This window comes from Thermomonospora echinospora (assembly GCF_900108175.1).
In the GTDB taxonomy this organism is placed as follows: domain Bacteria; phylum Actinomycetota; class Actinomycetes; order Streptosporangiales; family Streptosporangiaceae; genus Thermomonospora; species Thermomonospora echinospora.
Genome location: NZ_FNVO01000006.1, coordinates 377,489 through 400,669, shown reverse-complemented (window position 1 = coordinate 400,669; position 23,181 = coordinate 377,489). Strand labels below are relative to the sequence as shown.

Sequence of the window (23,181 nt, the reverse complement as noted above, 5' to 3'; positions counted from 1 at the left end):
GGGTGCCGAGCGGCACCTTCGACAGCCGGGTCAGCGCGTCGTCGGGCACCCGGACGCAGCCGTGGGTGACGGCCCTGCCGAAGACGGACTCGTCGGCCCAGCCGTGGAAGGCGACCGTGCCGGGCCCGCCGCCGAAGGTGTCGAGCGTCTCCGAGTGCGCTCCCACCGGCATGATCAGCGGGCTGGGCTTGGGGTCGGACGGCTTGAGCAGGCCGAGCAGGAACGTGCGTCCGGCCGGGGTGGGCGTCTTGGCGGCGCCCACCGCCACCGTCCAGGCGCCGATCTTGCGGCCGGACCGCACGAGGGTGAGCCGGCGCGCTCCCGTCTCGACCTTGACCAGGTAGGGGCTGCGGGCGGTGGTCAGCCTGCCGCCGGACTGCGGGATCCAGCCGGTCGTCCCGTTCGGCTTGCTGGGCAGCAGCACCCGGTGCCAGCCCGGCCGGCTCTCGATCACCGGCACCCAGGTGGGGCCGTCCAGTTGCGTGGCGGGCAGCGCCGCGACGGGCGGGCCGCCGGGCTCGGCCGACACCGGCAGCGTGGCGGCGGGGTTCACCACCGTGCCGTCGGTCTCCGCAGACGGGGCGGAGTCCCGCGGCAGGCCGCGCAACGTGGTGAACGTCGTCGCCTGCGGCAGTTTCGACAGTTCCGCCGTCGAGGTCCGGCCGGTCGCCGTCTGCTGGTCACCGCCGCAGCCCGTCACCAGCACCGCGACGGCCGCCGCGACCGCGGCGCCGGCGGCCGTGCGGCCGCGCCGGCCGGGGCGGGACCGCCCGGCCGCCACCGGGCCGCGTCGGCGTACTCGTTGCCAACGATGGTTCACATCAACTCCAAGGGAGCGGGGCTCCCGGGAAGGGGGATGGTTACTCAGCGCAAGATGACATCTTGCGGGAGTCACATCCTTACCATGTGCGATCCCGTCGTCACGGGAATTACCGGGATGCGGGCGCGTAAATAACCGTTGGCCGCATTCGGGGAACTCTGCCGACCTGCGCCATTACGAAAAGCCTTGTTTGCCCAGGTGGTCCGGCATTCCTGGATTGCCGGGATGCGGACGACGAGCCGTCGGCTACTGACGGTGATCGAGGGGAGACGTGCAGAGGCCGCCGCCACCGGTGACGGCGGCGGCGGCCCTGCCGCACCTCAGGACGGGTGTCCTGAGGATGGGACGGGTGTCAGGACCCGGTCAGGCCGTGCAGAGCGCCGGCTTGTTGATGATGCGGTAGACGCAGTCGGCGTACTCCATCAGCCGCAGCACGGCCTCGCGGTTGCGGGAGGTCTCCCGTGCGATGACCTCGTCCGGCGGGTAGAAGCCGGGGCTGGCCGTGCGCGGATACATCTCGAACGTGTAGTTGAAGATCTTGTAGACCCCCCACATCCAGTCGTTGATCGTTCCGTCGGTGATGTAGAGGTCGCTGGCCTGCTCGGCCGTGTAGCCGTTGGTCGAGGCCATGTTCTGGCCGAGGGTGGCGTGCGCGTTGCGGTCGTCCTGGGTCAGCCCGGGGCCGGTGTCGGCGTAGGTGTAGCCGTACGGCCACAGCACCAGCTCGCTGTAGGTGTGGAAGTCGATGGCCGCCCTGATCTGCTGGCGTCCGCCGACCACCCGGCTGCGGATGAAGTTGGCCGTGACGCGGACCTCGGTCGCGGACTCGGCGGCCGAGCCGCGGTAAGTGGCGCTGGACGGGGTGATGGAGGAACCGCCGCAGCATCCCCAGTTGTAGGCCCAGTTGCGGTTCAGGTCCGTGCCCACGGCGCTGGATCCCGAGTTGGGCTGCCGGTTCTTGCGCCAGGAGCGGTAGGTGCCGGTCGCGATGTCGTACTCGCCGCCGTCGGGGTTGAGGTCCGGCAGGATCCAGATCTCCCGGCTGTTGACCAGGTTGGTGATGCGCGAGTCCGTGCCGTACTTGTCGGTCAGCTCGTTGAGCAGGTAGACCGCCATCTCGACGGTCAGGTGCTCACGGGCGTGCTGGTGGTGGGTGAACAGCACCTCGGGCTCGGCCTCGTCCGTGCCCGGGTTGTCGCTGATCTTGACGGCCATGATGTCGCGACCCTCGTAGGAGCGGCCGATCACGGACTTGCGGACGATGCTGGAGTGGTCGGCGGCCACCTGGTTCACCAGCGTGGTCAGCTCGGCGAAGTTGTGGTACCCCGAGTCGGCGGGCGGGAAGTCCAGGGTCGTGGCCTCCTGTCGGCCCGTCTGCTCGGCGGGCAGCCGGGTGACGGTGAAGCCGAGCCGCCGTACGGCCGCCACCTCCTGTGCGGTGGCGGTGATGACGACGTGCCGGCCGTGCGCCTCGTCGATCGCCGCGCCGGTGCGGGCGATCAGGGTGCGGTCGGCCGCGTTCCGCAGGCCGGTGACGTCGTACGCGTGCGTTTCCTGTGATTCGGGCGCCACGGCGGCGGTCTGGGCCGAGGCACCGGTGCCGGCGAGTGCGCTCACGACGAGCAGAACGCACAGACCGAGCATGGCGAGCAGGGGTCTCCTTCGCAATGCAGCCTCCAACGGCGGGGGGTGACCGTAGGACGGCGCAAGCGTAAATTCGGGCCGTTGATCAGTAAAGCGCTAAGAATTAAGTGAATAGACGATGTGACGGCATATCGCCTTCCCGGCCGGCGCGCGGGTCGAAAGAGGGCCCGGCGCCGGCGGACGCGAGCGGGCGTGCGCCCGGCCGGTGCCGCGGCTCCGGTCACGTCTTCGTCGGCCGCGCCTGGCGATCCGGCGGCGGGCGCGATGACCGGCGATCGGTATGGGGGTGCGTGGCGTTAAGGTCGGGGTATGGCGGCTGAGGAGGGCTCGGTACGGGTCGATGTGTGGATCTGGTCCGTCCGGCTGGTGAAGACCCGTTCACAGGCGACCAACGCCTGCCGCGCGGGCCATGTCCGGGTGAACGACGTGCGGGTCAAGCCGGCCTCGGTGGTGCGTCCCGGTGACGAGGTGCGGGTGCGCCTGGACGGCCGGGAACGGATCGTCGTCGTGCAGCGCATCGTGCGCAAGCGGGTGGGCCCGCCCGTCGCCCGGGAATGCCTGATCGACAAGAGCCCGCCACCGCCGCCCCGTGAGGCGCTGATCCCGATCGGGTTGCGGGAGCGCGGCGCGGGCCGCCCCACCAAGCGTGACCGGCGCGAGCTGGAACGCCTCCGCCGCCAGTCGGCGGCTCCCGACGTCGGCTGACCTTTCCCCTGTCCGGGCGGTGGTGTCCGCGTGATCGCGGACCCCGCCCCGGGCTCCGCCGGACCCGTTCCGGCTCGGCCTTGGGACGGTGGACGTGGGGGCGAACGACCCCGGACATGACGATGGGCAAACGTGATCATCTCACGCTTGCCCAAGTCGGAGCGGGTGCGCCGTCAGGGACTTGAACCCCGAACCCGCGGATTAAGAGTCCGCTGCTCTGCCAATTGAGCTAACGGCGCCCGTCGTGCTGGGGGTGTCCCCCCTTGCGACGTCAGGAACTTTATCAGGAGCGGGCGGGGTGCGCGAATCGGTTGGACGGGGATGAGCTGCGGCGTCCCGGGAGGGGCGGTCGCCGGCGGCGGCCGGGTGCAGGACGCCGCGCCACAGGGCTATGGCGGTGGCCCGGGAGCCGACGCCGAGCTTGGCGTAGATGCGGTTGACGTGGTTCTTGACGGTCTTCTCGCTGAGGAAGAGTTGGCGGGCGATCTCGCCGTTGGACCGGCCGGTGGCGATCAGGTCCATGACCTCGGCCTCACGGGCGGACAGCCCGTGACGGACGCGGCTGGCGTCGCGGACGCCGCGGATGACGTCCCCGGGGGTCAGGGCGCCGGGGACCAGATGGCCGCAGGCGCCGGCGCGCAGGGCCTCCTGGACGGCGGGGTCGTCGGCGGGGGCGAGCACGAAGACACGGGCGCGCCGGCCGAGGGCGGCGGTGTGGCCGGCGCGCACGGCCGGCGGGTCGAGCAGCACGATGTCGGGGTGGACGCGTTCGGCCAGGTCCACGGCGCCGGGGCCGTCGGGCACCTCGGCGACGACCGTGAGCTCGTCGTGGGCGGACAGGCGGGCGACGACGTCGGCGCGGGTCCCGGGGTCCGCGTCGACCACCAGGATGCGCAGGGGGGTCGTTCCGTGCACGCTCATCCAGCCTCCGTCGGTCGACTTGGGCGGTGCCGGAGTTGATAAGGCCGGAGCATAACCCGCCGATCACCGAGATCCAACAAGCGTGGTCAGGCGGCCGGACGGCGGCCCGCGGTGGCGGCGGGCACGCGTGCGTAACGGTGTGCCAAAGATCTGGTCGTGCCGCGCGTCGTCGGCGCGTCACCGCCGGGGAAAAGCCACAGGCCCCGTCGCGATGACCGCGACGGGGCCTGTGCCGTCAGGGTGAGTGAGGGGACTTGAACCCCCGACACCCAGGACCACAACCTGGTGCTCTGCCGACTGAGCTACACCCACCAAGAACCGGAGTGACCGGCCTAGAGAAGTGTAGCGGTTCTCAGGCGATGATTGCGCGAAGGGGGCTACCCGGGGAGTCGGGTCGCGGCGGCGACCACCTCGGCGGCCAGGGAACGGGCGGTGTCGGAGTCGGGGCCGGGCTGCGGCACGAAGATCGCCTGGCGGTAGTAGCGCAGTTCCCGGATGCTCTCGGTGATGTCGGCCAGGGCCCGGTGCCCGCCGGTCTTCTGCGGGCTGGCGAAATAGACGCGGGGGTACCAGCGCCGGGCGAGTTCCTTGATCGACGACACGTCCACCATGCGGTAGTGCAGGTGGGCGTCCAGGGCCGGCATGTCACGGGCGATGAACGACCGGTCGGTGGCGATGGAGTTGCCGCACAGCGGGGCCTTCTTGGGGTCGCGGACGTGGGTGCGCAGGTAGCTGAGCACCATGTCCTCGGCCTCGCCGACCGAGACGCCGTTCGGCAGGGCCGCCAGCAGACCCGACGTGGTGTGCATGTCCCTGACGACCTTGGACATCTGGGCGACGGCCTCCTCGGGAGGCTTGATCACCACATCCACGCCCTTGTCGAGGATGTTGAGCTCGCTGTCCGTCACGAGCACGGCGATCTCGACCAGCGCGTCCCTGCGCAGGTCGAGCCCTGTCATCTCGCAATCGGCCCACACCAACAGGTCGTTCATGGGTTTCACCCTAATCGGCCGGGACGCCGGGACGGTCCGGACGGTTCACAGAACCTTGATCGACTCCAGCAGCAGATCGAGGTCGCCGCCGTTGCCGTGGCTGTCGGGAACGGTGATCCAGACCACGCTGGGCCGCTGTCCGGAGCCCTGGTCGATCAGTACGAAGGCCACCGTCTCGCTGCGGAAGTTCCAGCCGCGGGAGGCGGCCTGGGGGAAGGAGAGCCGGAACCTGACCAGGTGGGCCTTGTGGTCGCCGATGGTGCGGGAGGCCGACTCCAGATCCTCGCGGGTGTGCGAGGGGTAGCTGCCGGTGGGCTCGGGCTCGGTCTCGATGCTCCTGGCGAAGTCGCTGATCGCCGTCTGGAGGTCTTCGGGCCCGTCGTAGCCGACCGACTCGGGCAGCCGGCCGGAGTAGACCGAGGCCAGGTACTGGCCGCCCGAGCCGTTGTAGTCGTTCTGGACGACGGCGATCTGGCCGCGGCTGAAGCCGCGCTCGCGGGCGAAGGGGCTGTTCGGGTCGATCTGCTGGGGCTGCCAGCCGCCGCCGAGCTGGGCGTAGGAGACGCCGGCGGTGTCGTCGGTGATGGTCCCGGTCACCGGTGAACGCCCGGTGGGGTTCACCGAGGGAACGGTGGCGGTGGGAGCGGGGGCGGCCGTCGCCGAGGACGGCTCGGGGCCGCCGCCCAGGACACCGGTGGCGAACAGTGCGACCAGCACGATGAGGACGATGACCACCACGCCGCCACCGCCGAGGGCCCACAGCAGCCCGGTGTTGCTGCCGGCGGGCTGGGGCGGGCCAGTCTGCCAGGGCTGGGGCGTGCCCGGCCCCTGGGGGGACTGCCAGGGCGGCGGGGTCTGGGGGCCTTTGGATGCCTGCCAGGGCTGGGGTGTCGCCGGGCCGGCGGGCGGGCCGTCCCAGTTCCAGTTGGGCCGACCGTCGGCCGGGGGCATCCACGGCGGCGGCGTGGAGCCACCCGGCTGCCCGGCCCCGGCGTCCGGCGAGAAGCCCGCGGGCACCGGGGGTCCGGAGAGCGCCGGGGAGCCGGAGGACGCCGGGGGTCCGGAGGGCGCCGGAGAGGACTCGGGAGGGCCGGAGGGCACCGGAGCGTCGGCCGGTGCGGCACCGCCCTGCGTGGGCTCGGCGTCGTTCCACTCGTCGGAGGGTTGGGTGGCCTGCGTCCACTGGCCGCCGTCCCAGTAACGCAGCAGGCCGGGCGTGCCGTAGGGGTCGTGGTACCAGCCCGCCGGAATCTGGCCGCTCATGGGGCAGAGATTATGCGAGTCAAATCACGATGGGGTCACCCCATCGTGATTTGACCGCGGACGCCGCCGATGCCGCCGATGCCGGGTGGGCCGGAGAACGGTCGCGTCACCGCTCGGCGGAACGGCCGCGGACATGGTCGGGAACGGGGATGCCGGGACGCAGGCGGGGGTCGGGGACGGGCTCGCCGAACACCTGGTGCACCGGGAGGACTCCGGCCCAGACGCCGAGCGAGTGGTCCTCCTCGTCGTCGCTGGGCGGTCCCTGCCGCATCTTGACCGAGGCCTCCTCCAGCGGCAGCGCCAGCACCGCGGTGGCCGCCAGTTCCCGGCGGGTGGGCGGCCGGGCGGCGTCCCACCGGCCGGGCGCGAGCCGTTCGGAGATGGCGCGCAGGGCGGTGAGCAACTCGTCGGGGTCGGTGACCCGCCGTGGCGTTCCGTAGATCATCGCGCTGCGGTAGTTGACCGAGTGATGGAAGATCGAGCGGGCCAGCACGATGCCGTCCAGATGCGTGACGGTGACGCAGACCTCCTGCCGGGACCCCTCCGTCAGGCTCCGTGCCCCGGTGGAGCCGTGCAGGTAGAGGATGTCGCCGTCGCGCCCGTACCCGGTGGGGATCACCCGGGGCAGGCCGTCCACGACGACGCCCAGATGGCAGATCATGCCCGCGTCGAGGACCTCGTACAGCGAGGTCCGGTCGGTCAGGCCGCGCTCGCGCGCCCGTCCGAGCCTGGTGCGGCTGGTGCTGGACAGTTCCGTCGTGCTCATGGGCCTTACGCTAGGCGGGAAGTGGCCAGGCCCACAGAGCCACTTTTCGGTGTTTTCAGGAGACCACTTGGCGACAGCGCCTTCAGGCGGCGGACCGCGCGTACAGCCCGATCTGCCGCTGCTCGTCGACCGTACGGCGGCCGAGTCACTGACCGCTCAGCTCACCGGGCAGTTGCGCACCGCCATCAAGGAGGGACGGCTCACCTCGGGGGAGCGGCTGTCCTCCTCCCGTGCGCTGGCCGCAGTGCTGGGCGTCAGCCGCACGGTGGTGATGGACGCGTACGCGCAGCTTTACGCCGAGGGCTGGCTGGAGGGCCGGCACGGCTCGGGTACGTACGTCGCGGACGTAAGCCCCGAAGCCCCCGGAACGGCCCCGCTCGCCACCGGCGACGAACCGACCGTGCCGGGCGTGCGGCGGAACCGCGGTGCCTCAGCCACGGCCACCGGGTATGGCGGCACCAGCATGTCCAGTGGCGTGCTCCGTCTCCGTACGTCCGGGGACGACGCGGAGCCGATCGGGCATGGCGTCGCCGGCACGTCCGGTGGATGCCGGGGGAATGGGGAGGCGGCTCCAGAGGGAGCCACCGATCTGCGGCCGGGGGTGCCGTGGGCCGGAGGTCTGGACACGCCCGCCTGGCGGCGTGCGTGGCGGACGGCGGCCTCGATCGCTCCGGGAGGCAGGTCGGATCCATGGGGGCTGGACGGGCTACGGGAGGCGTTGTGCGAGCACATGCGGCGCAGCCGGGGCGTCGCCTGCCAGGCGGAGCAGGTGGTCGTGACGCGCGGGACGACGAACGCCCTGGACATGCTGGCCGCCACGGTGCTGCGTCCTGGTGACCGGGTGGGCGTGGAGGAGCCCGGCTACCTGCGGGCGCGTTCCGTGCTGGCCGCGCGCGGCGCCGAGGTGGTGCCCTGCCCGGTGGACGAGCACGGGCTGGTCGTGGACGGACTTCCCGACGGGCTGCGGCTGGTCTACACGACGCCCTCGCACCAGTACCCGCTGGGCGGTGTGCTGCCGGTGCCGCGCCGTCAGGCGCTGCTGGCGTGGGCGCGGCGCACCGGCGCGCTCATCGCCGAGGACGACTACGACGGTGAGTTCCGCTACGACGTCGCGCCGCTGCCCGCGCTGTACGGGATGGACCCGCGGGTGGTCGTCTACCTGGGCACCATGTCCAAGAGACTGGCCGCCGACATCGGGGTCGGCTGGCTGGCGGCGCGCCCGGACCTGGCCGAGGCGGTCGCCGCCCGCCGCCTGGACCTGGGCGACCGGACGGCGGTGGTGCCGCAGGAGGCCGTCCGGCTGCTGCTCGAACGCGGCGACCTCGACCGCCACATCCGTCGTGTCCGCGCCGAGTACGCCCGCCGCCGCGCCATGGTCGTGGAGGTGTTCGCGGGCCTGCCGCTGCGCGGGGACACCGCCGGGCTGCACCTGGTCGTGGAACTGCCCGCGGAGGTCGTGGCGCGGGTGGTGGCACGGGCCGGCCAGGCGGGCGTGCTGCTGGACACGCTCGAACGGCACTATGGCGGGCGGCCGTCGGTGACCGGCCTGGTGATCGGCTACAGCGCGGCTCCCACCGCACGGCTGCGCGCCGGGTGCCTGCTCGTCCGTGGCCTGATCGACGACCTCACGGCCTGACCGGCGCCGCCCCCTGGAGGCGGGGGGCGGTCAGACCGGGCCTGGAGTCAGCAGGGGCTCGGCGGTCCTGGCCAGACGGTGGGGGAGGACCTGGGGCGGCGCTCCGGAGGCGGCCGGCGTGGCGGGGGTGGTCCGCTGGCCGGCCGGGGGGCGGGGACGCGGGATCTCCACCGCGGGGGTGTCCTGCCCGGTGATGCGGTGGATGTCCAGCCCTCCGGGGTCGGGCAACACGCACTCGGGCACCTGGGAGGCGCCGAAGTGGCCGCCGCGCGCCCACGGGCGGCGCTGCCTGTCGGAGTGGTAGGACTGCGGCGAGGGCAGCGGCGGGCCGGCCGGCCAGCGGCGGGGGACGCCCCAGCCGTCCAGCCAGCGCATGATGGCGTCCAGGCCGTTGAGCGGGCCGCCGGTGAACGGCTCACGGGCCAGCCCGATCACCAGGATCTGTAGGCAGACGCGGCCCTCCCCGCGCACCGGGTCGGCCAGCAGGCAGGCGGCGCGGGTGGCGGGCAGCAACTGGACGATCTCCCCGGTGTGCGGATTCCACACCAGATGGGCGGGACGGCCCGTGCGGGCCAGATCATGGGCCGCCGAGCGAGCCGAGACCGACCGGGGGTCGTGCTCGCTGGTGAACCAGACGACCCTGGGGGCACCTCCCTTCAGTTGTCCGCCGTCCAGTTCGGCCGGAATACGTCCGGCACCGGGTAGCCATGCGTCGGCCACTGCGTGTCCCCCCCAATCGGGCGATGAGCCCCGAATGGTCCAATCCTTCGTTGTTAGCCCAGACCGACCGGTAAGTCCAGGCCAGAGCCCGGATGGCCGGTTGGGTGCATATCAAATGCAACGTCAGGTGGATGTCGCTCTGATCATGCGTCGTCGCTGATGCGTACCCTGCCGCCCTCCGAAAAGCACCTGATTCGGTGGGAAATCCCGGCGCGCTCCCGGGCTCCGCCCCGGTGTCGGGTGCGTCGTCGCAGGTGAAGGCGGGGGTGAGCGGGTGTGTAGGAAATCTTCGATTTACGTCCGGAAGTGGCCAACAGGTTACTGGGGTCGCTCGGCGGGCCGATCCCGGCACCCCCGGCTCTCGCCCCGCAAACCGAGTTGCGTTCTAATAGAGCGCCATGAGCGAGCACAGCAGCCGGGCGCCCCGGCGGGCGGGACACGCCCACCCGGCCGCACCCGGCCGACCACTGGATGGGATGGTTTCATGAGCGGCGAGCTTGCGACCGAGGTTCCCGGTGTGGACGTGCCCCGGCTGGCCGCCTGGCTGGACCGGACGCTGCCCGGCGGCGGCCGGATCACCGGAGTGCGGCTGATCGCCGGTGGCCGGTCCAACCTGACCTACGGGATCACGCTGGACGGCGGCCGGCGGATCGTGCTGCGCCGCCCCCCGCTGGGACACGTGCTGCCGACCGCCCACGACATGGCGCGCGAGTACCGGGTGCTGTCCGCGCTGGCCGGCGGCACCGGCGTGCCCGTGCCGCAGCCGCTGGCGTTCTGCTCCGACGAGGACGTGATCGGCGCCCGGTTCTACCTCATGGACCATGTCGACGGCCGGGTGCTGCGCACCGCGGAGGACGCCGCCGACGTCACGCCCGAGCAGGCCCGCGAGCTGAGCGAACGGCTGGCCGAGGTGCTCGCCGCGATCCACACCGTGGACGTGGAGGCCGCCGGGCTCGCCGACTTCGGCCGCCCCGCCGGCTACATGGCCCGCCAGCTCAAGCGGTGGGGACAGCAGTGGGAGCGCTCGCAGGAGGCCATCGCGGCCACCGGCGCCTCCCGAGACCTGCCCGCCTACGAACGGCTGGTGGCGCGGCTGGGCGAACGGCTGCCCGCCGACGGCCGGTTCTCCCTGGTGCACGGGGACTACCGGCTGGACAACGCGCTGACCCTGCTGGAGCCCCGGCCGCAGATCGCCGCGGTCGTGGACTGGGAGATGTCGACGCTGGGCGACCCGCTGTCCGACCTCGGCCTCACCCTGGTGTACTGGGCGGAGGCCGACGACGCCGACCGGCTGCCGGTCGGCGCCACCGTCACCGCCGCCCCCGGCTTCCTCACCCGCCGGCGGTTCGCCGAGCGGTACGCCGAGATCACCGGGTTCGACCTGTCGGACATCGACTTCTACGTCGCGTTCGCCTGCTTCAAGCTCGCGGTGATCTTGGAGGGCATCCACGCCCGCTACCTGCAGAACGCCACGGTCGGCGAGGGCTTCGACAAGATCGGCGACGGGGTCCCCCTGCTGCTGGACCGCGCCCACCGCATTCTCGACACCGGCTCCCCCTGGTGACCCGTACGGCGGGCCCGGGGCACCGGGCCCGCCGCACGGCCGTCAGCCGCGGGGGCCCGGCGGAACGCCGGGCTCTTCCGGCTCTCCCGGGTCCTCCGGGCCGGGGTCGTCAGGCGGTGGGCAGGTCCAGGTGACGGACGCGGTGCCGTTGGGGGAGAACGAGACGCTGCCGGAGCCGCTTTCCGTGCACCGGCCGAGGCGGGTGGCCCGGACGGTTGCCGAGCGGCCGGTGGACAGGATGCCGCCGCCCACCGCGACCACCCCGCTGCGGCCGACGACGCTCCAACGGACCGGGCCGCCGCGGGCAGACACGGTGATGGTGCAGGAACTGGCGCCCGCGGGGATGCTGCAGCCGCCGACCGCCAGCGTGCCGGGGGCGCTGGGCGACCTGCTGGCCGACCGGGTGGGCGACGGCGAGTCCGGCCTGGCGGACGACGGCGTCACCGTCGGCACCGACACGGTCGGCGACGGGCTGTCGTCGGGGCTCGGCGACTCCTGTGTGGTGCTCGGCGAGGGATCGTCGCCCGACGCGGTGACCTTCGCGGAGGAACCACTGGCGGCCGGGGTCCCGGACCCGCCTGGCAGCCACAGGAACGCGGCGCCCACCACCAGGACGACCAGGACGGCGGCGGCCACCGCGGGCAGCAGCCGCGGCCCCTGGCGTCCGCCGGCCCCACGGGTGGGCCGGTAGGCCGAGCGTCCCACCGGCACCGGCCAGCCCCACTCGTCGAACGGCTCGGCCTGCTCGGCGATCGCGGCGCGGGTCTCGGCGTACTCGGGGGCGGTGGCGGAGTCGAGCACCGCGCCGCGCAGGTCGGCCGGCAGCAGCGCCACCGGCAGGACCTGCAGCAGCCGCCCGGTGGCCACCCGGCGCTCACGCTGCTCGGCGCACACCGGGCAGCCGTCGTCGAGGTGCCGGCCCACCTCGCGGGCGACCGCCGGCTCCGGGGGCCACTGCTGCCCCTCCATCAGCGCCGACACCTCCGGGCACCGGCGGGCCTGCGCGATGATCGACACCAGCAGCGCCTCGTCCAGCCGGCCCCGCGCCTCCACCGCAAGCTCGGCCGCCTCCGACTCGTTGAGGCCGAGCACGCCGGCCACCTCGTCGGAGCTCAGGGCGTGCCGCAGCAGCAGGTCCAGGGCCTCACGGCGGCGGCCACCCAGGCCCGACAGCGCCCCGTGCACCAGCCGGCGCAGCTCCATCCGCCGGGCCCGGTCGCTTTCGTCCAGGAACGCGTCCTGGACCTCCGGCGCCTGCCGCGGCGGCCTGCTCTCCCCGGTATAGGGATCGACGACCATGCCGGGCGGCGGGGGGTTGCCGTGCGCGTCAGAGGCGTGCAGCCGGCGCAGGCACTCGTTGCGCACCAGCGCGTACAGCCAGGCGCGCAGCCGTTCCGGCTCGGTCAGCCCGCCGGCGTGGGCGCACGCCGCCAGCAGCGTGTCGTGCAGCGCCGCGGACGCCGCATCCTGGTCCCGCAGCAGGGCGTGGCAGTAGTCGTACAGGCGGGCCGCGTAGGCGTCGAAGACCTGCGCCAGCGCGTCCAGGTCCCCGGCGGCCAGCGCTTCGGCGAGCCGCTGGTCTTCGCTTCGGTCGAGACTCGGCCATCCGGACACTACGTACTCCCGCGTTCAGTACTGGGGTGCCACCGGCCCATGGCGTGAGAGGAGGCCCGACGCCCCGCTCCCGTCGGGCCCCCACCTAACTGGACGGCCGAGCCGCCCCATCGGTTGACACCGGTTTCGCCCAACCTCTCCGAAAATCCGGCACCGCTCAGTCCGAGATGCGACGGGACAGCGCCTGCAGGAAGATCCGCTGGATCTCACCGGGGGTCTGCGCCACGTACACGCTGCCCCGGGTGGCCTTGGCGATCTGCTTGAGCTCGTTGACGTCCACCCCCGAGCCGAATCCGATCATGATCACCTGGACCGGGCGGGTGGGGTCGACCATGCTCTCCAGCCGGGAGAGGGTCTCGCGCAGCGAGGGGCCGTTCTCGTCGTCGTTCTCGCCGTCGGTGAACAGCACGATCGAGTTGCCGAACTCCGGCTTATAGCTGTCGGCCATGTACTTGTAGGCGGCCAGGATGGTGTCGTAGAGCCCGGTGTTGCCGGTCGGCTTGGGCTTGAGCTGGCCCAGGCTCGACAGCAGGAGCTGGCGGCGGGTGGCCGAGCCGATCCGGTCGCCCAGCGCCCCCATCGGGACGATCTCCTTGTAGTCCTTGCTGCCGTCCACCTCGGTGGAGAACACCCACTGGCCCAGCTCGCTGTCGTTGGGCATCATCGACAGCCCGCCCTGCGCCACCCGCGCGGTGGCCTGCATCCGGGTCACGCCGTCGACCTTCTCCAGCATCGAGCCGGAGATGTCGATGACCGACAGCATCCGGATGCTCAGCGACAGCTTGGACCACGCCTGCATGATCTGCTGCACGACGGCCGGCTGCGGCGCCGGCAGCTGGCGCGGCCGCCGCGGGCTGACCCCGGTCTTGGTGCCGAACGTGGTGGGCGCCTTGCCGTCGGCCGACCGGAATCCCAGCCCGCGCACGTCGTCGCGGGCGGGCTCGGTGTTGACCGCCTGCTCCAGCAGCCGGGCGGCCTGCTGCTTGGCGGACTCACCGCTGGTGACGGCCAGCGGGTAGTCCATGGTCAGGGTGCCCTCGGTCGGGTACACCGCGACCGCCGGCTCGGCCGGGCCGGCCCGGTTGTGCGACCACACGGCCTGCTCGGGCGCCAGCGCGATCGGGTAGCGGCCCTTGCGGTCCTTGCGGAACGAGGCGAACTGGGCCTTGACCGACGGGGTGGTGTTCTCCCGCATGGTCCGCACGATCCCGGTGAAGATCGCCTCGCGGTTGGGGTCGTTGGCCAGCAGGGTGTTGGTGAGCAGCAGCGAGCCCATCCCGACCGCGTTGCGGGTCGGGTCCGGCACGAACAGCCGGACGCTGCCGGCCGGGATCACCTGGTTCTTGGTGACCGCCCCGCCGGTGGTGCCGCCGGCCGCGTTGAGCAGGTTGTCCCAGGACGGGTTGGCGATGACGCCCTGGTTGCGCAGGCTCGCCGCCAGGGTCTGCGGCATGCCCACCACGATGGGGGTCTGCGCGACCGAGGTCCTGGTGAGGCGGACGCTGTCCTTGCCCTTGGCGGACGTGCTCACCAGCGAGACCCACAGGGACGAGTCCGGGATCCACACGTCGGGGCGCCGGTTGCCGCCGCTCTCCACGCCCTGGCCGGACAGCAGCGTGGTGATCACCGACGGGTCGGCCGAGCGCACCGCGGCCTTGACGCATTTGCCGTCGACCTTGTGCTTGGCGTCGTTGAAGCGGCTGACCGTCTTGCTGATCGCCGGCGCGATCTCCGGCGCTGCCGCGATGTCGAGGGCGAGGGCGTCGTCCCCGTCGCAGCCCCCGCCGGCCCCGGCGAACGCGTAGACGCCGACGCCGAGCAGCAGCGCCAGCCCGACGGCGCCGGCCATCGGCCCGATCAGCCCGGCCGCGCTGCGCTTGCGGCGCCGCCCGTACTCGTAGTCGCCGCTGCCGCCGGAACGGCCCGAGCCGCCCGAGCCACCCGAGCCGCCTGAACGGCCCGAGCCCCCCGCCCCGGTCCGTCCGCCGTCGGACCTGCTGATGGAGTCGTACGCACCGTAACCGGCACCGGAGAAGGACGACTCCTCGCGCCCGGAGGGGGCGCGGGCGTCCCTGCGCTCGTGACCGGCCGGACCCGCCGAGCCGGTCGGCCCGCCGAAGGAGCCCTCGGCGCGGGAGCCGCCGGGCACGCCCGCCCCGCCGTGGCTCCCGGATTCGTACGCCGCCCGTCCCGATCCGCGCCCGCCCGGGTCGGAGGCGCCGCCGAAGCCGCCGGCGCCGTAACCGGGGCGGCGCTCGGCGGTGTTGCCGAACCAGTCCGGGATGTCGCTCTCACCCGAGCCGGTGGCGCCGCCGGGCATCCCGCCCGCCGCACCGCGCTCGCCCGGGACGCGGTAGCCGCCGGAGCCGCCGCCGTAACCGGAGGATCCGCCGTACTCCGAGGACTCGCCGTAACCGGGGGACCTGCCGTACTCCGAGGACCCGCTGTGCCCGGGGGACCTGCCGTACTCGGAGGACCCGCCGTAGCCGGGGGTCCCGCCGTAACCGGAGGAACGGTTCGCCGGGCCGCCGAGGGGGTCGTCCGGGACGTCGTAACCGCCGCCCCTGGGGGTGACGGGAGGGTTCTGGCTCTCACGGGGGCTGAACCAGTCGGACGAACCGTCGTTGGCCGGGCCGAAGACCGGCGGAGTGGAGGCGTCGTATCCGCCGTCGCCGGGCTCGTCCGGCAGGTCATTGCGATGACGTCCGCTCACGGCTGTCCTCGTTTCACCAGAAACCGTCCCATGTTCCCCGGCACTGTAGTGGTACCCGGCAGGGGTGACCAAGAGTGAAGGCGGTCGACGTTGCAGGTCACAGGCGTGCGCATGGCCGCCGTGGCAGCTCGCGCGCCGCTCACGACCCCGCCGCTCCCAGGGAGTGTGCCGTCTCACACGCCTGACGGCTTCGTCCCGATCGGCCGTGCGTCCGGTTCCCGCACCGTGTCTCGGCATGCTACGCGCCGAAAGAGGATGATATCTGGGATTCGCCCTGATTCTTCCGGAACATCACCAGAAGTCCCATATTTGATCATGGGCAACTCCCTCGGCGTGGGATGCGTCACTACTGGTGAGACCGGTGACCGGAGAACGGGGGCCAGAGTGGGGCGACCAGGGGTTTTCGTGCGGGCGTTCGAGCGTGCCCGGTGAGTGGAGCAGCCACCGAGGAGACGGCCGAGCCCGTACCGGCCGGGCGGCCTGTGAACTGGTGGCGTGCGGCGGTGGCGTGGACGGCGGCGGGCTGCTGGGGCGCCTGGGCGCTGGCGCGCCTGGCCGGGGCCGACCGGCTGCCGGGCGTGGAGGTGCTGAGCACGCCGCTGATCTCGTTCACCCCGTACGTGGCCGCCACGGTTCTGGTGCCCGTGGCCTGCGCCGCGCTGGTGCGCCACCGCTGGGCGCTGGCGGGGAGCATGCTCGTCGCCGTCGGCCTGGCGGCGGCGGTGCTGCCGCGCGCGATGTCCGGTGACCAGCCGTCCGCCCACGGCCCGGCGGTGCGGGTGCTGACCGCCAACCTGCTGTTCGGGCAGGCCGAACCGGAACGGATCCTCGACCTCCTGCGACGTCACGACGTGGACGTGCTGAGCGTTCAGGAACTGACCCCTGAAGCGGCGGCCCGCCTTGAGGCCGCCGGGCTGAACCGGCTGCTGCCGCACGCGGTCCTTGACCCGAGGGAAGGGGCGGCGGGCAGCGGGCTGTACGCCCGTCACCCGCTGCGCCCCCTCCCCGCGCTGCCCGGCACGGTGATGGCGATGCCACGGGCGGAGTTCGCCCTGCCCGGCGGGCACCGGGTGGAGGTGACGGCGGTGCATCCACCCCCGCCCATCTCCCGCCCGGCCATCCGGCAATGGCGGCACGACCTGCGGATGCTGCCCCCGGCCAGTGATGGCGGCGGCGCCGCGCGGCAGCCGATACGGATCCTGGCGGGCGACTACAACGCCACGCTCGACCACTCGCCCCTGCGGCAGGTGCTTTCGCGCGGATATGCGGACGCGGCCGATCGGACGGGCCAGGGGCTCGTCCCCACCTGGGGGCGACTGGCCAGGCTGACCATCGACCACGTGCTGGTGGACCGGCGCTGCGCCGTACGCCAGGTGAAGGTGTACGACCTGCCGGGCAGCGACCATCGCGCGGTGTTCGCCGACATCCGCCTGCCCTGATCGGCGCGGGGCTGATGCACGGGGAGCGGTGACCGACCGGCAGACTGGAGGAATGGTGCGTCTGGTCCCGGTCGAGGACTCCGCCGACCCTCGGCTCGCCGACTACGTACGGCTGCGCGACGTACAACTGCGCAAGAGCCTGGAGGCCGAGCACGGGCTGTTCATTGCGGAGGGGGAGAAGGTCATCCGCCGGGCGGTGGAGACCGGATACCCGGTGCGGTCCCTGCTCATGGCCCGGCGCTGGGCGGAGCCGCTAGCGGACCTGCTCCAGCGGGTGGACGCCCCGGTGTACGTGGCCGACGAGCGGGTGCTGGAGGACGTCGCCGGGTTCGCGGTGCACCGCGGCGCACTGGCCGCCATGTCCAGGAAGCCGCTGCCGCCAGTGCCCGAGCTGCTCGGGACGGCCCGCCGCGTGCTGGTGCTGGAGGACCTCGTCGACCACGGCAACGTGGGGGCGATCTACCGTTGCGCGGCGGCGCTCGGGGTGGATGCGGTCGTGCTGTCGCCCCGATGCGCGGACCCGCTGTACCGGCGGGCGGTCAAGGTGTCCATGGGAGCGGTCTTCGCGATCCCGTACGCCCGGATGGACGACTGGCACCACGGGCTCGGCGAGCTGCGCGAGGTGGGGTTCCGGCTGCTGGCGCTGACCCCCGACCAGTCCGCCGTGCCCATCGAGAAGGCGGTCACGGGGGAGCGGGTCGCGCTGCTGCTCGGCTCGGAGGGCGATGGGCTGTCCTCACGATGGCTGAAGGCGGCGGACGAGGCCGTGTGCATCCCGATGAGCGCCGACGCGATGGCCCGCGGCGTCGACTCGCTCAACGTGGTGGCCGCCGCATCCATCGCCTGCTACGGCCTGATGCGCTCCTGACCGCGCCGCGGGCCCGTCCCCGGGAAGGGCGGGTCAGCCGCGGGACTTCCCGCGGCGGGGGCGACGGTGCGCCCCCTTGGGACGTCTGGTCGCGGCGGCGCCGGCGGCCGGCCGGCGGCCGAGGCGAAGCTGGGTGAGCAGCAGCGAGAACGCCACCAGCAGCGCCGCCAGCCAGGCCGCCTGGGTGCTGGCCAGCCGCTCGAACCTCAGCTGCTGGTCGGCGGGGCTGTCGTTGCTGCGCAGCGCGCTCTGCGGGAAGGCCTGGGCGGACGGCCCGGGGCCGGCCAGCTCCGGCGACGGCGGGCTGACCTGCGGCAGATCGACCTGGGGCGACGGCACGGCGCTGGAGCCGTTGAAGCTTCCGTTGGGCGCGGGCGGGGTGTAGGTGGTGTCGCCCCCCGAACCGCTCGATCCGCCGGAACCACCCGAGCCGCCCGAGCCCGACCCGCCGCCGGACTTGCTCGGGGACGGGGACGGCTTGGGGTCCAGCTTCTTGTGCACCTCGATGGTCTTCTCCAGCGAGGCGTCCTCGGCGCCCTCACCGGAGACCGCCGCGGTCAGCCGCACGCTGCCGGACTTCATCTCCTTGGGGATGGTGAGCTTGACGTCCAGCTTCCTGCCGCGCCAATCGACCTTGCCGAGCTTGCAGGGGGTGGTGGCGCACTTGGACAGGGCAGGGGCGGGCCGTCCCTTGGCCGCCAGGGTCAGCCGCGTCCCGCGGGTGACCTTCTCGGCCTTGACCTCCACGGTGACGGTGACCTCGTCGCCCTCGAAGACCTTGCCCTTGGGGACCGTGATGTCGACGGCCATCTCCCAGGGGTCGGGCGTGGGCGTGGGCTCCTCCGGGGAGTCCGGAGAGCCGGAGCCGTCCGGAGAGCTGGGGGAGCCGGAGTCGTCCGGGACGGACGGGAAGGGGGCCGAGACCGACGGTGACGGCTGCGCGCCCGGGGACGGCGCCGTCTCGGCCTGGACAGGGGCGGACGCGCCCATCGCGAGGATCGCCGCCGTGCCGAGCCCGAGGAAGATCGGGTTGCCCACCGAGCGGAACACGCCCCGCACCTCCGTCGCATCGCCCTCGATCCGAGCGGCTCTGTCAGCCCTCACACCACACCGCCCCCTTTACCCGGGAGCGGTCACAGGAAATCATGCGATCACGGATGGGCCCGTCGATCAAGTCGGCGCCCGATTGCATTCCTCACAGGGCGCCTGCGACGGGGCCTCTCCGCCTGCCAGACGGGAAGGAGGTCAAAGGTACTCCTCGCGGAGGTCCTCGACCTCGGCGCGGGACGCCCACGCCTGCCAGACCCCGTGGTCGATGCGGTCCAGTTGCAGCCGCTCGGCGACCTGCGCCCGGCCGCCGGCGTACTCCACCCGCAGCCAGTTGTCGTGCTCGCCGACCACGATGAACGGCTCGCCGCGCCAGGTGCAGACCGTACGGACGTAGCGGATGCCCTCGACCTCGTCGGGCGGGACCACCCGGCGGTGCCGGCCCGGCCGGATCTCCTCGAACCCGTCGGCGGGCTCGGTGGTGTAGAGCCTGATCTCCCCGTCCGCGCCGGGGCCGGCCTCGTACTCCCGGCCCCGCCAGCGCACCAGATAACCGTCCCGGATCATCGCGTCACCTCCGCCCTGTCGCCCGGTTCCGTGCCGTCACCGCGCGTACTCGGATCTCCGGCCCCGGCGTCGTCGCCCGGCCGCACCCAGGCCAGCCGGTCGGGGTCGTACATGGCGACGAACCGCTCCGTGCGGTCGCGGCCGAGGTGGTACATCTCCGCCCCGTACGGCAGCCGGGCGCTGTCCACCTTGTACTCGCGGATCGACCCGGCGCTGCCGGGGGCGAACCCGTCACCGGTGAACGGCGCGCGTTCCTGCACCCAGCCCGACTCACCCCAGGCCAGCAGGTCCTGCTCCGTCTGCCCGCCGAACGGGATGCGGTACAGGCCGGGGCAGTAGCCCGGCCAGCGGATGACGTAGACGCCCTCGTCGGCCGGGGAGAACGGCGAGTCCTCGTACAGCAGGCCGAGGGCCGCATAAAGCTGCGCCGGGGTCTGCAGGTCGGTGACGTCGGAGACCGGGTGCACGAAGCCGCCGACCCGGTCATAGCCCTGTTCGAGGTACCAGCCGACATGGCCGTGCGGGAGCACCTTCTGCAGCACGACGGGCTGCACAGGGTCCGCGGTCTCCTCAGACGGCTCCCGGCCGGGGCCGGGCGACGCGTGGGCGGCCACCACCGGCTCCAGGTCGGTGACCGTCTCAGTCGGGTCGGCCGCCGTCCGGGCGGGCGCCCGCACCGGATCGACCGTGGTCTGCGTTGGATCCGCCGCCAGCCGGGCCGGGTCGACGACGGTCCGGGTCGGGTCGGCGGTCGCCTGGGCCGAGTCGGCGAACGGCGGCCGCCGGTCGGCGCCGGGAGACGCCGCCGGGTCCGGGGCCTGCGGGCGGGGCTGGATCAGACCCACCCGGACGGCCCACTCGCTGAGCGCCTGCACCTGGTCGCCCAGCAGCGAGGCGCCGATGCGGGTGCCCGGGTTGAGCACCATCGCCCAGTCGGTACGCGGCCAGCAGCCGATCAGCTCACGGAAGTCGGCGTATACGAAGCGGGACGCCGGCAGCGCCTCCCGCAACCGCACCAGCGACGTGAACACCTGCACCGACGAGGCGTCCCGCATCGCCGCCTCCCAGCGGAACTCCGGCTGGACGGGGGTCACCTCCAGCGGCGCGTCCGCGGGGATCGGCACCAGCACGTTGGCCGCCAGCAGCACCCGCAGGAACGCGTCGGTGTCCCCGGCCAGCGCCGCCTCGTACAGCTCCTGGTCGATCCGGTTGCCGGGTTCGAACGGCGGCTCGAGCTCGGGCGCCGCCTGCGCGGCGGTCTCCGGGGCGACCTCCTCCCGGCGCGGGGCCGGAGTCCAGTCCGCGTTCCGGTCGTCGTTCCGGTCCGCGTTCCGGTCGTCGTTCCGGTCGGCGGGCGTGCCGTCGGCCGGGGACTCGGCGACCGGCTCGGCCGGGCCCGGCACCGGCCGCCCGGTCGTCGCGGCGGCGGACCCGACCGTCTCGGGAACGGGCGGGACGGCCGGGAGTCCGGCGGGCTCGTCCGGCGCCGCCGCCCGCACGGACTCGGCGAGGGCCCGGATCTGCTCGCTCGGCAGGACGGCGTTGACCGGGGTGCCGGGATTGAGGACCAGCGTCCAGCCGGTGTCCGGCCAGGCGGACAGGATCTCCTGGAAGGCGGGCATGATGAAGCGGGACGGGCCGATGGTCTCGTGCATCCACTTCAGGGACGTGAACACCTGGACCGAGACCGCCCCGCGCACCGGGACCGGCCGCCAGGGGAACTCCGGGTCGTCGGGCCGGATGCCCCACGGGGTCTCCGGGTCGGCGGGCACCAGCACCTGGGCGCCGGCCAGCACCTTGAAGAAGGCGTCGCCGTCGCGGTGGACCGCCGCCTCGAACAGCCGCCGCTCGATGTCGTTCTGCGGCTCGAAGCCGTCCACCATGCGCTGCGCGGCGATCTGGTCGGCCCACTCCGACAGGGCCCGCAGCCGTTCGCCGGGCAGCGTGGCGCCCACCGGGGTGCCGCTGTTGACCGCCAGCCCCCAGCCGTGGTCCGGCCAGTAGCGCGCCACCGTGGTGAACGGGAGCACGATGTAGTCCGGGGCGCCCTGCCCGGAGCCGGCCGCCTCGCCGACCAGGTCGCGCATACGCTCGGGGGAGGTGAAGACCGGGATCACGGTGACGCCGTCGATCTCGCCGGTCTGCCAGGGGAAGCCGGCCCGGCCGGGCTTGAGCGAGTAGTCCATCTCCTGCGGGACCGGCAGTAGCACCTCCGTCGCCGCCAGCACCTTCAGGTAGGCGTCCTGGTCGCCGCCCGCCACCGCGCGCAGCAGTTCCCGCTCGACCTCGTTCGCAGGCTGGAATCCGGCGCCCTCCGAGGCTCCGGCAGCATCGGGGGCGACGCCCCCGGCCACGGGCCCACCCACCGGCACTCCACCGGCCTCCGGCGCCCCTGCGGGCTTCGGCACCGCGCCGGCCTCGGACATCATGCCGGCCTCCGGCACCGCGCCGGGCTCCGAAACAGCGCGGCTCTCGGGCGCCGCACCAGACGTCGACACCGCGCCGAGCCCGGACGTGACCCCAGGCTCCAGTACCGGCCCAGACCCCTGCACTGCCCCGGGCTCGGGTATCGCACCGGGCTCCCGCACCGAACCGGGCTCCCTTACTGCGCCGGGCTCCTGCACCGAGCCGGGTTCCCGTACTGCGGCGGGCTCGGATACTGCTCCGGGCTCCTTTAGTACGCCGGGCTCTCGCATGGCGCCGGGCTCCGGCACCATGCCGGGTTCCCGTATCGGGCCGGTTTCACGTACCGAGCCAGGCTCCCGTATCGAGCCGGGCTTTTGCACCGAGCCAGGCTCCCGTATCGAGCCGGGTTCCCGCATCGCGCTGGGTTCCCGTAGTGCGGCGGGCTCGGGTGTCGCTCCGGGCTCCCTTGCTACGCCGGGCTCTGGCGCCATGCCGGGCTCCTGGAACGCGCCGGTTTCCCGTATCGGGCCGGTTTCCCGCCTTGGGAGCGGCTCCCGTGTCGCGACGGGTTCCCCTGGTGTGCCGGGCTCGGGTGTCGTGGCCGGCTCCCGCAGTGCGGCGGGTGCCGGTGCGATGCTGGGCTCCGGTGCCGCACCGGGTCCCGGTGCCGCACCGGGTCCCGGGGCTGCGCCGGGGACCGGGGCCGTGCCGGGCTCGGGTGTCGCGGTGGGGCCCGGTGCCGTGACGCTCCTGTGAGGTCCGGTGGCCTCGTGCGGACGGGCGTTCTCCTGCGGCGGGGACTGCCGGTACGTCGCCGGGTCCTGGGCGGCGGCGGGCGTCCGGGCGTCGGCGGGCGGCACGGCCGCGTGCCGAGGCGCCGCGGGGGGCGCGGGTGCTTGGAGGCGCGGGTCCTCGGGGTGCGGCCGCGCGTCCTGCGGGGCGGACCGGGCGGCCGGTGCGGGGCGGCCGGCACGTGGGGGGCGGGGGTCGCCCTCGGCGATCTGCCGGACGAACCAGGCCGGCAGCCGGGCCTCGACCGGCAGGCCGGCGTCGATGGCCAGCCACCAGCGGACGTCCGGCCAGGCGGCGGCGGCGTCGCTGAACTTCAGGCCGAGGAAGTGCCGGTGGCCGGACCCGATGGACTCGCGCATGGCGGCGGCGGACGTGAACGCCAGCACGTGGACGCGCCCGTCCTCCTCGACGGTCGGCCAGGTGGGTTGGGCCTGGCCGGTCAGGACGCCGTCGAGCCGGTCGGGCGGGACGGGAACGACGAGTTCGGCCTCCGCGAGCAGCCGGAAATAGGCCTCCTGGTCACCGGCCTGCAACGCGTCCAGCATCCGGTGCTCGAGCTCGTTCGCCGGCCGCCACGCGTCGGCCACGTTCGCCACCCCCTGAGGCTCAGTGCGCCCCTCATCTGCGAGCACACTTACGGACCCGCCTACGCTACACGGGCGAATAGACAGTAAGCGCCCGTCGCGGGGTGGCCGACCGACGGC

Annotated in this window: 17 protein-coding genes and 2 tRNA genes; 5 read left to right on the top strand and 14 right to left on the bottom strand. The window is 73.2% G+C overall.

Annotated elements, in window-relative coordinates:
• Both C4U03_RS17475 and C4U03_RS17470 read right to left on the bottom strand, forming a co-directional pair.
• Positions 1 to 820: L,D-transpeptidase (locus C4U03_RS17475; RefSeq protein ID WP_235017926.1), on the bottom strand; the 820-nt coding region annotated here is incomplete at its 3' end.
• A 363-nt stretch (positions 821 to 1,183) separates the two neighbouring features.
• Positions 1,184 to 2,488, bottom strand: coding sequence for a M14 family metallopeptidase (locus C4U03_RS17470; RefSeq protein WP_235017925.1), 1,305 nt, complete (start codon positions 2,486 to 2,488; stop codon positions 1,184 to 1,186).
• 285 nt (positions 2,489 to 2,773) lie between these two features.
• Between C4U03_RS17470 and C4U03_RS17465 the strand changes: the two genes are divergently transcribed.
• On the top strand, positions 2,774 to 3,169 hold the full coding sequence (locus C4U03_RS17465) for an RNA-binding S4 domain-containing protein (RefSeq protein ID WP_103938828.1): 396 nt from the start codon (positions 2,774 to 2,776) through the stop codon (positions 3,167 to 3,169).
• Positions 3,170 to 3,335: 166 nt separating this feature from the next.
• Here the strand turns inward: C4U03_RS17465 and C4U03_RS17460 are convergent.
• The 6 genes from C4U03_RS17460 to C4U03_RS17435 all read right to left on the bottom strand — a co-directional run bounded on the left by C4U03_RS17460 (position 3,336) and on the right by C4U03_RS17435 (position 7,111).
• Positions 3,336 to 3,408 (bottom strand) — tRNA-Lys (locus C4U03_RS17460).
• The gene (locus tag C4U03_RS41870) at positions 3,371 to 3,691 is read right to left on the bottom strand and encodes a helix-turn-helix domain-containing protein (protein ID WP_235017933.1); all 321 of its coding nucleotides are present in this window, start codon (positions 3,689 to 3,691) and stop codon (positions 3,371 to 3,373) included. The genes C4U03_RS17460 and C4U03_RS41870 overlap by 38 nt, the downstream gene beginning before the upstream one ends.
• A gap of 638 nt (positions 3,692 to 4,329) precedes the next feature.
• Positions 4,330 to 4,402: transfer RNA gene (locus C4U03_RS17450), tRNA-His, on the bottom strand.
• Positions 4,403 to 4,467: 65 nt separating this feature from the next.
• Entirely contained in the window at positions 4,468 to 5,082 is a 615-nt protein-coding gene (orn, locus tag C4U03_RS17445; RefSeq protein WP_103938827.1) for an oligoribonuclease, read from the bottom strand.
• Between the two features lie 45 nt (positions 5,083 to 5,127).
• Positions 5,128 to 6,345 (bottom strand): DUF2510 domain-containing protein, encoded by a 1,218-nt coding sequence (locus tag C4U03_RS41165; protein WP_200827292.1) that lies wholly within the window; start codon positions 6,343 to 6,345, stop codon positions 5,128 to 5,130.
• Positions 6,346 to 6,451: 106 nt separating this feature from the next.
• The gene (locus tag C4U03_RS17435) at positions 6,452 to 7,111 is read right to left on the bottom strand and encodes a pyridoxamine 5'-phosphate oxidase family protein (protein ID WP_103938826.1); all 660 of its coding nucleotides are present in this window, start codon (positions 7,109 to 7,111) and stop codon (positions 6,452 to 6,454) included.
• Positions 7,112 to 7,178: 67 nt separating this feature from the next.
• Between C4U03_RS17435 and C4U03_RS17430 the strand changes: the two genes are divergently transcribed.
• Positions 7,179 to 8,747: an aminotransferase-like domain-containing protein gene (locus C4U03_RS17430; protein WP_235017924.1), complete on the top strand. Its 1,569-nt coding sequence runs from the start codon at positions 7,179 to 7,181 to the stop codon at positions 8,745 to 8,747.
• Between the two features lie 30 nt (positions 8,748 to 8,777).
• Here C4U03_RS17430 and C4U03_RS17425 read toward each other — a convergent pair whose 3' ends face one another.
• The gene (locus C4U03_RS17425) at positions 8,778 to 9,467 is read right to left on the bottom strand and encodes a hypothetical protein (RefSeq protein WP_235017923.1); all 690 of its coding nucleotides are present in this window, start codon (positions 9,465 to 9,467) and stop codon (positions 8,778 to 8,780) included.
• A 484-nt stretch (positions 9,468 to 9,951) separates the two neighbouring features.
• Between C4U03_RS17425 and C4U03_RS17420 the strand changes: the two genes are divergently transcribed.
• A complete protein-coding gene (locus C4U03_RS17420) occupies positions 9,952 to 11,031 on the top strand; it encodes a phosphotransferase family protein (RefSeq protein WP_103938824.1) in 1,080 nt (359 codons plus the stop codon).
• Positions 11,032 to 11,073: 42 nt separating this feature from the next.
• Here the strand turns inward: C4U03_RS17420 and C4U03_RS17415 are convergent, their stop codons facing one another.
• Together C4U03_RS17415 and C4U03_RS17410 are read right to left on the bottom strand one after the other, a co-directional pair.
• Complete coding sequence (locus tag C4U03_RS17415; protein WP_103938823.1) at positions 11,074 to 12,645, bottom strand: RNA polymerase sigma factor; 1,572 nt, start codon at positions 12,643 to 12,645, stop codon at positions 11,074 to 11,076.
• A 157-nt stretch (positions 12,646 to 12,802) separates the two neighbouring features.
• Positions 12,803 to 15,358 (bottom strand): substrate-binding domain-containing protein, encoded by a 2,556-nt coding sequence (locus C4U03_RS17410; protein WP_103938822.1) that lies wholly within the window; start codon positions 15,356 to 15,358, stop codon positions 12,803 to 12,805.
• Between the two features lie 428 nt (positions 15,359 to 15,786).
• On the opposite strand from C4U03_RS17410, the gene C4U03_RS17405 reads away from it, so the two are divergent.
• Together C4U03_RS17405 and C4U03_RS17400 are read left to right on the top strand one after the other, a co-directional pair.
• Positions 15,787 to 16,797 carry an endonuclease/exonuclease/phosphatase family protein gene (locus tag C4U03_RS17405; protein ID WP_146087423.1) on the top strand — a complete coding sequence of 337 codons (1,011 nt, stop codon included), beginning with the start codon at positions 15,787 to 15,789 and terminating at the stop codon, positions 16,795 to 16,797.
• Positions 16,798 to 16,849: 52 nt separating this feature from the next.
• A complete protein-coding gene (locus C4U03_RS17400) occupies positions 16,850 to 17,665 on the top strand; it encodes a TrmH family RNA methyltransferase (RefSeq protein WP_103938820.1) in 816 nt (271 codons plus the stop codon).
• A gap of 33 nt (positions 17,666 to 17,698) precedes the next feature.
• Here C4U03_RS17400 and C4U03_RS17395 read toward each other — a convergent pair whose 3' ends face one another.
• From C4U03_RS17395 to C4U03_RS17385, 3 genes are all read right to left on the bottom strand, one after another.
• Positions 17,699 to 18,769: a hypothetical protein gene (locus tag C4U03_RS17395; RefSeq protein ID WP_146087422.1), complete on the bottom strand. Its 1,071-nt coding sequence runs from the start codon at positions 18,767 to 18,769 to the stop codon at positions 17,699 to 17,701.
• A 141-nt stretch (positions 18,770 to 18,910) separates the two neighbouring features.
• Entirely contained in the window at positions 18,911 to 19,279 is a 369-nt protein-coding gene (locus C4U03_RS17390) for a hypothetical protein (RefSeq protein WP_103938818.1), read from the bottom strand.
• A complete protein-coding gene (locus C4U03_RS17385; RefSeq protein ID WP_103938817.1) occupies positions 19,276 to 23,073 on the bottom strand; it encodes an SseB family protein in 3,798 nt (1,265 codons plus the stop codon). The genes C4U03_RS17390 and C4U03_RS17385 overlap by 4 nt, the downstream gene beginning before the upstream one ends.
• Positions 23,074 to 23,181 lie beyond the last annotated feature (108 nt).

What these genes read in the sequence shown, in the direction of transcription:
- C4U03_RS17465 (WP_103938828.1), top strand. Translation starts at nt 2,774, where the DNA reads ATGGCGGCTGAGGAGGGCTCGGTACGGGTCGATGTGTGGATCTGGTCC.
- C4U03_RS41870 (WP_235017933.1), bottom strand. Translation starts at nt 3,691, where the DNA reads ATGGACCTGATCGCCACCGGCCGGTCCAACGGCGAGATCGCCCGCCAA.
- orn (WP_103938827.1), bottom strand. Translation starts at nt 5,082, where the DNA reads ATGAACGACCTGTTGGTGTGGGCCGATTGCGAGATGACAGGGCTCGAC.
- C4U03_RS41165 (WP_200827292.1), bottom strand. Translation starts at nt 6,345, where the DNA reads ATGAGCGGCCAGATTCCGGCGGGCTGGTACCACGACCCCTACGGCACG.
- C4U03_RS17435 (WP_103938826.1), bottom strand. Translation starts at nt 7,111, where the DNA reads ATGAGCACGACGGAACTGTCCAGCACCAGCCGCACCAGGCTCGGACGG.
- C4U03_RS17420 (WP_103938824.1), top strand. Translation starts at nt 9,952, where the DNA reads ATGAGCGGCGAGCTTGCGACCGAGGTTCCCGGTGTGGACGTGCCCCGG.
- C4U03_RS17400 (WP_103938820.1), top strand. Translation starts at nt 16,850, where the DNA reads ATGGTGCGTCTGGTCCCGGTCGAGGACTCCGCCGACCCTCGGCTCGCC.
- C4U03_RS17390 (WP_103938818.1), bottom strand. Translation starts at nt 19,279, where the DNA reads ATGATCCGGGACGGTTATCTGGTGCGCTGGCGGGGCCGGGAGTACGAG.